Origin of the sequence: Streptomyces sp. NPDC002130 (assembly GCF_040296465.1) — a bacterium.
Lineage (GTDB): Bacteria > Actinomycetota > Actinomycetes > Streptomycetales > Streptomycetaceae > Streptomyces.
Window position 1 is genome coordinate 1 of record NZ_JBEOXI010000288.1, and the last position, 9,592, is coordinate 9,592.

At 71.3% G+C, this 9,592-nt stretch carries 9 protein-coding genes; 5 read left to right on the top strand and 4 right to left on the bottom strand.

Translation table 11 applies throughout. The annotated features are described in order from the left end of the window. Positions 1-134: 134 nt before the first annotated feature. Positions 135-1,001: a biotin--[acetyl-CoA-carboxylase] ligase gene (locus ABT116_RS35365; protein ID WP_351642540.1), complete on the bottom strand. Its 867-nt coding sequence runs from the start codon at positions 999-1,001 to the stop codon at positions 135-137. Positions 1,002-1,111: 110 nt separating this feature from the next. On the opposite strand from ABT116_RS35365, the gene ABT116_RS35370 reads away from it, so the two are divergent. From ABT116_RS35370 to ABT116_RS35385, 4 genes are all read left to right on the top strand, one after another. Next, entirely contained in the window at positions 1,112-2,716 is a 1,605-nt protein-coding gene (locus ABT116_RS35370) for an acyl-CoA carboxylase subunit beta (RefSeq protein WP_351642544.1), read from the top strand. A 25-nt stretch (positions 2,717-2,741) separates the two neighbouring features. Then, positions 2,742-2,951: an acyl-CoA carboxylase epsilon subunit gene (locus tag ABT116_RS35375; protein ID WP_344458318.1), complete on the top strand. Its 210-nt coding sequence runs from the start codon at positions 2,742-2,744 to the stop codon at positions 2,949-2,951. 109 nt (positions 2,952-3,060) lie between these two features. After that, complete coding sequence (mmpB, locus tag ABT116_RS35380) at positions 3,061-3,189, top strand: morphogenic membrane protein MmpB (RefSeq protein ID WP_107092457.1); 129 nt, start codon at positions 3,061-3,063, stop codon at positions 3,187-3,189. A 32-nt stretch (positions 3,190-3,221) separates the two neighbouring features. Next, entirely contained in the window at positions 3,222-3,842 is a 621-nt protein-coding gene (locus ABT116_RS35385) for a Maf family protein (RefSeq protein WP_351642555.1), read from the top strand. On the opposite strand, the gene ABT116_RS35390 is transcribed toward ABT116_RS35385, so the two are convergent. Then, positions 3,811-4,287, bottom strand: coding sequence for a hypothetical protein (locus ABT116_RS35390; RefSeq protein WP_351642560.1), 477 nt, complete (start codon positions 4,285-4,287; stop codon positions 3,811-3,813). The two genes, ABT116_RS35385 and ABT116_RS35390, sit on opposite strands and share 32 nt — an antisense overlap. Before the next feature lie 337 nt (positions 4,288-4,624). Between ABT116_RS35390 and ABT116_RS35395 the strand changes: the two genes are divergently transcribed. Next, the gene (locus tag ABT116_RS35395; RefSeq protein WP_351642564.1) at positions 4,625-6,397 is read left to right on the top strand and encodes an acetyl/propionyl/methylcrotonyl-CoA carboxylase subunit alpha; all 1,773 of its coding nucleotides are present in this window, start codon (positions 4,625-4,627) and stop codon (positions 6,395-6,397) included. 544 nt (positions 6,398-6,941) lie between these two features. Here ABT116_RS35395 and ABT116_RS35400 read toward each other — a convergent pair. Both ABT116_RS35400 and ABT116_RS35405 read right to left on the bottom strand, forming a co-directional pair. Continuing rightward, positions 6,942-7,928, bottom strand: coding sequence for a DeoR/GlpR family DNA-binding transcription regulator (locus ABT116_RS35400; protein ID WP_351642567.1), 987 nt, complete (start codon positions 7,926-7,928; stop codon positions 6,942-6,944). A gap of 165 nt (positions 7,929-8,093) precedes the next feature. Then, a partial coding sequence (locus ABT116_RS35405) for an NAD(P)H-quinone dehydrogenase (RefSeq protein ID WP_351642569.1) occupies positions 8,094-9,592 on the bottom strand: 1,499 nt, incomplete at its 5' end.

Here is a 9,592-nt window from a genome sequence, read left to right on the forward strand (position 1 = left end):
AGTCGTTCGGCTGAGCTGCGGGCATGCGTGTCGCCAGGGGCGGCACGGTTGGCGTAGGCCCCTGCTCGAGCGAAGCCGAGAGCTTGGGGGAGGCACCCCGTTCCGCCGGGTTACGGTCCCGCCCCCGCGTCAGCTCACGCCGGCCTCAAGTGCACGATGTCCCCGGCCCCCACAGGCTCCTGCACGCCCTCCCCCGTCGCCAGCACCAGCCGCCCGTCCCCGTCCACCGCGACGGCCTCCCCCACGATCGCCCGATCCCCCGGCAACTCCGCCCGCACCACCCGCCCGAGCGTCGCGCAGCCCGCCGCATATGCCTCCTGCAACCCGCACACCCCCGGGTCGCCCTCGGCCGCGCGCCACCTGCCGTACCAGTCCTCCAACGAGCGCAGCACCCCCCGCACCAGCGTGTCCCGGTCCGTGCTCACCGCCCCCGCCAGGCCCAGCGACCCCGCCGTCGGCACGGGCAGCTCGTCGTCCTTCAGCGAGACGTTGATGCCGACTCCGATGACGACCCCGCCGTCGCCGGCCCGCTCGGCCAGAATGCCCCCGGCCTTGCGCTCCTCCCCACCCACCGTGACCAGCACATCGTTCGGCCACTTCAGGGCCGTGTCCACGCCCGCCGCCCGGGACAGCCCCGCCGCCACGGCCACCCCCGTGAGCAGCGGCAGCCAGCCCCACCGCGCCACCGGGACCTCGCCCGGCGTGAGCAGGACGGAGAAGAAGAGACCGGACCTCGGTGGTGCCGTCCACTGCCGGTCCAGGCGCCCGCGCCCGGCCGACTGCTCCTCGGCGATCAGCACCGCGCCCTCGGTGACCTCCCCCTTCGCCGCCCGGGCCACCAGGTCGGAGTTCGTGGAGCCGGTGCGCTGCACCACGTCCACCTCCGACCACAGCCCTCCCGGCCGCACCAGACCCCGCCGCAGGGCGGTGACGTTGAGGGGCGGACGGTCCAGGTCGGACCAACGGCTTCCGTTCGGCTCTGATGCATCTCGCGGCGTCATGCAAGCCACCCTAGGTGTGGTAAACGCCGCACTGCCGATGCGGAGGCACCCCACTAGTCTACGGATGAGTAACCGTCCCCCCTTTTGAGCAGGCAGGGAGCCGCATCCCGATGTCCGAGCCGGAAGAGCAGCAGCAGCCCGACATTCACACGACCGCGGGCAAGCTCGCGGATCTGAAGCGACGCATCGAGGAAGCGACACACGCCGGCTCCGCTCGTGCCGTCGAGAAGCAGCACGCCAAGGGCAAGCTGACGGCCCGTGAGCGGATCGAGCTCCTGCTCGACGAGGGCTCCTTCGTCGAGCTCGACGAGTTCGCCCGGCACCGCTCCACGAACTTCGGCCTCGACAAGAACCGCCCGTACGGCGACGGCGTCGTCACCGGGTACGGGACCGTCGACGGCCGCCCGGTCGCCGTGTTCTCGCAGGACTTCACCGTCTTCGGCGGTGCCCTCGGCGAGGTCTACGGCCAGAAGATCGTCAAGGTCATGGACTTCGCCCTGAAGACCGGCTGCCCGGTCATCGGGATCAACGACTCCGGCGGGGCGAGGATCCAGGAGGGCGTCGCCTCGCTCGGCGCCTACGGCGAGATCTTCCGCCGCAACACCCACGCCTCCGGCGTCATCCCGCAGATCAGCCTGGTCGTCGGGCCGTGCGCGGGCGGCGCGGTCTACTCCCCGGCCATCACCGACTTCACGGTCATGGTCGACCAGACCTCGCACATGTTCATCACCGGCCCCGACGTCATCAAGACCGTCACCGGCGAGGACGTCGGCTTCGAGGAGCTGGGCGGCGCCCGGACCCACAACGCGACCTCCGGTGTCGCCCACCACATGGCGGGCGACGAGAAGGACGCCATCGAGTACATCAAGCAGCTGCTGTCCTACCTGCCGTCCAACAACCTCTCCGAGGCACCGGTCTTCCCCGAGGAGGCCGACCTGGAGGTCAGCGACGAGGACCGCGAGCTGGACGTGATCGTCCCGGACAGCGCGAACCAGCCGTACGACATGCACGCGGTGATCGAGCACGTCCTGGACGACGCCGAGTTCTTCGAGACGCAGCCGCTGTACGCGCCGAACATCGTCACCGGCTTCGGCCGGGTCGAGGGCCACCCGGTCGGCATCATCGCCAACCAGCCTACGCAGCTCGCCGGCTGTCTCGACATCAAGGCCAGCGAGAAGGCCGCCCGCTTCGTGCGCACCTGCGACGCCTTCAACGTCCCGGTCATCACGTTCGTCGACGTCCCCGGCTTCCTGCCCGGCGTCGGCCAGGAGCACGACGGCATCATCCGCCGCGGCGCCAAGCTGATCTACGCCTACGCCGAGGCGACCGTCCCGCTCATCACGATCATCACGCGCAAGGCCTTCGGCGGCGCCTACGACGTCATGGGCTCCAAGCACCTGGGCGCCGACCTCAACCTCGCCTGGCCCACCGCCCAGATCGCCGTCATGGGCGCCCAGGGCGCGGTCAACATCCTGCACCGCCGCACGATCGCGGAGGCCGAGGCGAACGGCGAGGACCTGGAGGCGGTCCGGGCCCGGCTGATCCAGGAGTACGAGGACGCCCTCCTCAACCCCTACGTCGCGGCCGAGCGCGGTTACATCGACGCCGTGATCCTGCCGTCCGAGACCCGCCGGCACGTCGTACGCGGCTTGCGTCAACTGCGTACCAAGCGGGAATCCCTGCCTCCGAAGAAGCACGGCAACATCCCCCTCTAGCCCGCAGCGAGCCCAGGAGGCCCACATGACGATCAAGGTCGTACGGGGCAACCCGACCCCGGAGGAGCTGGCCGCCGCCCTGGCGGTGGTCAGGGCGCGCGCCGCGGCGGCGGCAGCCGCCCCGCCCGGCGCGCCGACGTCCCGCGATTCCTGGTCCGACCCGTCCCGCATCGCGGCCCACCGCCTGCCCCAGCCGGGGCCGTCGGCGTGGGGCCGCACCTACTGGCCGGGCTAGAGCTCCCGTCCCGGGGGCGCGGGGAACCGCGCACGGTGGAACAACGCGGGGCGCCGATTTGAGTACCGCTACTCAGGCGCCCCGCCCTGCCAGGCCGCACGCTGGTGACATGCTGTGGTCCGACCCCGAGAACGAACCGCCCGAAGAAATGCGTGACATGCAGGACATGCTGCGGCGGCTGAGCGTTCTCCTGGCCCTGGCCATGGTGCTGGGGATGATCGTGATCGGCGTGAGGTGAGACGCGCCGGGTGACGCCGATACGCTGAACGCATGACAGATCAGCCGCGCCGCCGACTCGTCCTCGCCTCCCAGTCCCCCGCCCGGCTCGGACTGCTCCGGCAGGCCGGCCTCGCCCCCGAGGTGATCGTGAGCGGCGTCGACGAGGACGCCGTCACCGCTCCCACCCCCGCCGAGCTGGCACTCGCCCTGGCCGAGGCGAAGGCCTCCGTCGTGGCGGCCCGGCCGGACGTCAAGGGCGCGCTCGTGATCGGCTGCGACTCGGTGCTCGACCTGGACGGCCAGGCCCTCGGCAAGCCCGCGGACGCCGAGGAGGCCACCGCCCGCTGGAAGTCGATGCGCGGCCGGGCCGGCACCCTCCAGACCGGCCACTGCGTCTACGACACGCTCACCGGCCGGTACGTCTCCGCCACCGCGTCCACGGTCGTCCACTTCGGCGAGCCCACCGACGAGGAGATCGCCGCCTACGTGGCCTCCGGCGAACCCCTCTACGTCGCCGGGGCGTTCACCCTGGACGGCCGGTCGGCGCCGTTCATCGACGGCATCGACGGCGACCACGGCAACGTCATCGGCATCAGCCTCCCCCTGGTCCGGCGGCTGCTGGCCGGCCTGGGCGTCGGCATCACGGAGTTGTGGGCGCCGGCGGAGAAGTGACCGGAGACCCGTCGCCGCTCTTCCCGTCCCCGGGCGCGGCGCCGGCGGGCTCCGCCGGGCGGTCGTACGTCACCAGCAGCAGCACGATCAGGGCGAGCACCAGCATCATGAACAGGAACGCCGGCGGGCCGACGGGTCCCCAGGTGAACGCGCCCAGCAGGGCGTGCACCACCGCCGCGCTGATCAGCAGCACGCGTCCGAGGCCCGCCGGGGGCCGGTCCCGCAGCGCCACCAGCAGGGCGACCAGGCCGCACAGGGCGAAGTAGAGGCCGAAGGCGATCCCGCCGATCTTCGACGACACCGACATCATGTGCGGGTCCAGGCCGGCCAGCGACATGGCCTGCCGGTCGACGACCATCCCCAGGAACCAGTTGAGCGCCGCGACGCCGAACGCCTCCGCGAACAGCACCACCGCCACGACCCACGCCACCGGCCTGCGTATCACCGGGCCCACCCTCTTCCCTCTGAAGACATCGCGAACGCTACTAACCGGTAAACCGGGGGACAAGGGTCCGGCAGCGGGCAAAGAATCATTGGGCCATTCGTAGGGACTCGACAAAGAAACCGAGTGGCCCGCAGCACGTGATGACAGAGACCTTGACCACAGGAGACGGCTAGGGTTTCCCGCAGGAGTACTGCGTACCGCGGTGCGACAAGGGATTTCGCGGGTCGAGCGAGCCACGCATCACGCTCCGTGTGGGCAAGCTCACCACTGGGGACGGGTCGAAGTGTCGTGTTGGCTGTCCCTAAACTCGGCTTGTTTCAAGGAGGGAGCCTCAATCGTGCGCAAGGTGCTCATCGCCAACCGTGGCGAAATCGCTGTCCGCGTGGCCCGGGCCTGCCGGGATGCCGGTATCGCGAGCGTGGCCGTCTACGCCGACCCGGACCGGGACGCTCTGCATGTCCGCGCCGCGGATGAGGCGTTCGCCCTGGGCGGTGACACGCCGGGCACCAGCTACCTCGACATCGAGAAGGTGCTCAACGCCGCCCGCGAGTCGGGCGCGGACGCGATCCACCCCGGCTACGGCTTCCTCTCCGAGAACGCCGAGTTCGCTCAGGCGGTCCTGGACGCGGGCCTGATCTGGATCGGCCCGCCGCCGCAGGCCATCCGCGACCTGGGTGACAAGGTCGCCGCCCGGCACATCGCGCAGCGCGCCGGTGCCCCGCTGGTGGCCGGCACGCCCGACCCGGTCTCCGGTGCGGACGAGGTCGTCGCGTTCGCCGAGGAGCACGGCCTGCCGATCGCGATCAAGGCCGCCTTCGGTGGTGGCGGTCGTGGTCTGAAGGTCGCCCGCACCCTCGAAGAGGTGCCGGAGCTGTACGACTCGGCGGTCCGTGAGGCCGTCGCCGCGTTCGGCCGGGGCGAGTGCTTCGTCGAGCGGTACCTGGACAAGCCGCGGCACGTGGAGACCCAGTGCCTGGCCGACACCCACGGCAACGTGGTCGTCGTCTCCACCCGTGACTGCTCCCTGCAGCGCCGTCACCAGAAGCTGGTGGAGGAGGCCCCGGCCCCCTTCCTGTCCGACGCGCAGGTGGAGGAGCTGTACTCCGCCTCCAAGGCGATCCTGAAGGAGGCCGGCTACGTCGGCGCCGGCACGGTCGAGTTCCTCGTCGGCCTCGACGGCACGATCTCCTTCCTGGAGGTCAACACCCGTCTCCAGGTGGAGCACCCGGTCACCGAGGAGGTCGCCGGCATCGACCTCGTGCGCGAGATGTTCCGTATCGCCGACGGCGAGGAGCTCGGCTACGGCGACCCGGTGCTGCGCGGCCACTCCTTCGAGTTCCGCATCAACGGTGAGGACCCGGGCCGCAACTTCCTCCCGGCTCCCGGCACGGTCACGACGTTCGCCCCGCCGTCCGGCCCGGGTGTCCGTCTGGACGCGGGTGTGGAGTCCGGTTCGGTCATCGGCCCGGCGTGGGACTCCCTGCTGGCCAAGCTGATCGTCACCGGCCGCACGCGCAAGGAGGCGCTGCAGCGGGCCGCCCGTGCGCTGGAGGAGTTCCAGGTCGAGGGCATGGCCACGGCGATCCCCTTCCACCGCGCGGTGGTGAAGGACCCGGCGTTCGCGCCCGAGCTCACGGACTCGTCCGACCCGTTCACGGTGCACACCCGCTGGATCGAGACGGAGTTCGTCAACGAGATCAAGCCGTTCGCCGCGCCGGCCGATGCGGAGGCGGACGAGGAGCCGGGCCGCGAGACGGTCGTCGTCGAGGTCGGCGGCAAGCGCCTCGAGGTCTCCCTGCCGTCGTCGCTGGGCATGTCGCTGGCCCGTACGGGCCTCGCGGCGGGCGCCAAGCCGAAGCGCCGCGCGGCGAAGAAGTCGGGCCCTGTGGCGTCCGGCGACACCCTCGCCTCCCCGATGCAGGGCACGATCGTCAAGGTCGCCGTCGAGGAGGGCCAGGAGGTCAAGGAGGGCGACCTGGTCGTCGTTCTGGAGGCCATGAAGATGGAGCAGCCGCTGAACGCGCACCGCTCGGGCACGATCAAGGGCCTGAGCGCGGAGATCGGCGCGTCGGTGACGTCGGGCGCGGCGATCTGCGAGATCAAGGACTGACGCGCTACGAACGCCTACGGCGCGGCCCTGAGTCGGGGCCGCGCCGACTGGGGTCGACGAACGCCCAGGGTGCGGGACCGAGTCGGGGCCGCGGCGACTGGGGTGGACGAACGCCTACGGCGCGGGCCCCGGGTCGGGGCCGCGCCGGGGGGTGTCCGTCCTCGGAACGGCGCGATGGGGTGTCATACCGACTCACTGGCGTCGACGCGCCAACCGCTGCGGGCGGACACCCCCCGACACGTCCCCTTACGTAATCCCGCGACTGCGGGCACGTCGTGGCTCGCACCTTCGCCGGCCCCCCGGCTCCGGACATCCGTCCCGCTCAGCCACAGGCACCCGCCCGCTCAGCCGGAGGCACCCGCCCCGCCCAGCTGCAGGCACCCGTTCGGCTCAGCCACAGGCACCCGCCCCGCCCAGCTGCGGGCAATCGTGCCGCTAAGGGCGGCACGGGTGGGCGCAGCGGCACCCCGCTCCGCCGGGTTGCGGGCCCACCCGGCCTCAGCGACAACGCCGAGCACCTGGCACGCGACAGCACCCCGGCCCTCTAGCGCCGCCGCAGGTCAGCCACCCGCGCCCGCTCCGCCCCCGGCCCCTGCTCACCCAGCATCGAGGCAGAAGCAGACCTCAACTGCCCCCCACCCCCCGGCACCTGCCGCCGAGGCCCGGGCACCGGCACATCTCGGCGCTGCTGACGCGCCGGGACGGAATCACCCCCCGGGCCTCCCGCAACCGACCCGGCCGACCCCCCCTGCCCCCCGGCCACGGCGATCTGCACGCCCTGGTCGGCCAGAGCCTGGAGTTCCGTGGCCGCACGGTCGTCATGGGCGGGCGGCTCGTCCGTGACGAGGCGCGTGATGAGATCCGTGGGCACCGTCTGGAACATGGTGTCGGTGCCGAGCTTCGTGTGGTCGGCCAGCACCACCACCTCCGCCGCGGCCTGCACCAACGCCCGGTCGACGGACGCCGACAGCATGTTGGACGTGGACAGCCCGCGCTCGGCGGTCAACCCGGCCCCGGACAGGAACGCCCGCGACACCCGCAGCCCGTGCAGGGACTGCTCCGCCCCGCTCCCGACCAGCGCGTAATTCGAACCGCGGAGCGTACCGCCGGTCATCACGACCTCGACCCGGTTGGCATGGGCCAGCGCCTGGGCGACGAGGAGGGAGTTGGTGACGACGGTGAGCCCGGGCACCCGGGCGAGCCGGCGGGCCAGCTCCTGGGTCGTCGTACCCGCCCCGACCACGATCGCCTCCCCCTCTTCCACGAAGTTCGCGGCGAGGTCGGCGATGGCGGTCTTCTCGGCGGTCGCGAGATGAGACTTCTGCGGAAAGCCGGACTCCCGCGTGAAACCGCCCGGCAGTACCGCACCGCCGTGCCGGCGGTCGAGGAGTCCTTCTGCCTCCAGCGCGCGCACGTCCCGCCGTACGGTCACTTCGGAGGTCTGGACGACGCGGGCGAGCTCACGGAGCGACACGGCCCCGTTCGCTCGCACCATTTCGAGGATCAATTGGCGACGTTCTGCAGCGAACACGAAACTGACAGTAACGCCAGCGACCGTCTGCTTTCAGCAGTTTGCGCTGAATAGCAGAAGATGTTCGCACGCGGCAGCGGGAAGTGGTATAGGGCCTAGTCCCGCCGCCTATGCCGTACGAATGGTCGAACACTCCTCGTGACCAGCGAGGAGTCGGTTTCGGCCTCAGCCGTCGCCGTTCTCCTTGCGCGTGTGCAACTGCCGTGCCACCTCGGCGATCGAGCCCGACAGGGAGGGATAGACGGTGAAGGCGTTCGCGATCTGTTCGACGGTCAGATTGTTGTCGACCGCGATCGAGATGGGGTGGATCAGTTCCGAGGCGCGCGGCGCCACGACGACACCGCCGACCACGATGCCCGTGCCCGGCCGGCAGAAGATCTTGACGAAGCCGTCGCGGATGCCCTGCATCTTGGCCCGCGGGTTGCGCAGCAGCGGCAGCTTCACGACCCGGGCGTCGATCTTCCCGCCGTCGACGTCGGCCTGGGTGTAGCCGACGGTGGCGATCTCCGGGTCGGTGAAGACGTTCGAGGAGACCGTCTTCAGGTTCAGCGGGGCCACGGCATCGCCCAGGAAGTGGTACATCGCGATGCGCCCCTGCATGGCGGCCACGGACGCGAGGGCGAACACGCCGGTCACGTCACCGGCCGCGTACACGCCGGGAGCGGTCGTACGGGACACCCTGTCGGTCCAGATGTGGCCGGACTCGCGCAGCCGGACACCGGCGTCCTCCAGCCCCATGCCCGCGCTGTTGGGCACGGCACCGACGGCCATGAGGCAGTGCGACCCGGTGATGACCCGCCCGTCGGCGAGGGTCACCTCGACCCGGTCCCCCACCCGCTTGGCGGACTGCGCGCGGGAACGCCCCATGACGTTCATGCCGCGCCGGCGGAAGACGTCCTCCAGCACGGCCGCCGCGTCCGGGTCCTCGCCGGGCAGCACGCGGTCGCGCGACGACACGAGCGTCACCCTGGAACCCAGCGCCTGGTAGGCGCCGGCGAACTCGGCGCCGGTCACACCGGACCCGACCACGATCAGCTCCTCGGGGAGCTCGTCGAGGTCGTACACCTGGGTCCAGTTCAGGATCCGCTCGCCGTCCGGCTGGGCGTCGGGCAGCTCACGAGGCTGTCCGCCGGTCGCAATGAGCACGGCGTCCGCGGTCAGGGTCTCCTCACTCCCGTCGGCGGCGCGCACCACGACCTTGCGCGACCCGTCGAGCGCCTGCATGCCCTCCAGCCGCCCGCGCCCGCGCATGACACGCGCCCCGGCACGCGTCACGGAGGCCGTGATGTCGTGCGACTGGGCGAGCGCGAGCCGCTTGACACGCCGGTTGACCTTGCCCAGGTCGACGCCCACCACCCGGGCGGACTGCTCCATGGGAGGGGTGTCGTCCGCGACGATGATCCCCAGCTCCTCGTACGAGGAGTCGAAGGTGGTCATCACCTCGGCCGTGGCGATCAGGGTCTTCGACGGCACGCAGTCGGTGAGCACCGACGCCCCGCCCAGACCGTCGCAGTCGACGACGGTCACCTCCGCGCCGAGTTGAGCGGCCACCAGCGCCGCTTCGTATCCGCCGGGTCCGCCACCGATGATCACGATCCGAGTCACGTACTCCATTGTCCCGCACGCAACAACGTGACACCGCCCGGGGGCCCACCCATGCGCCT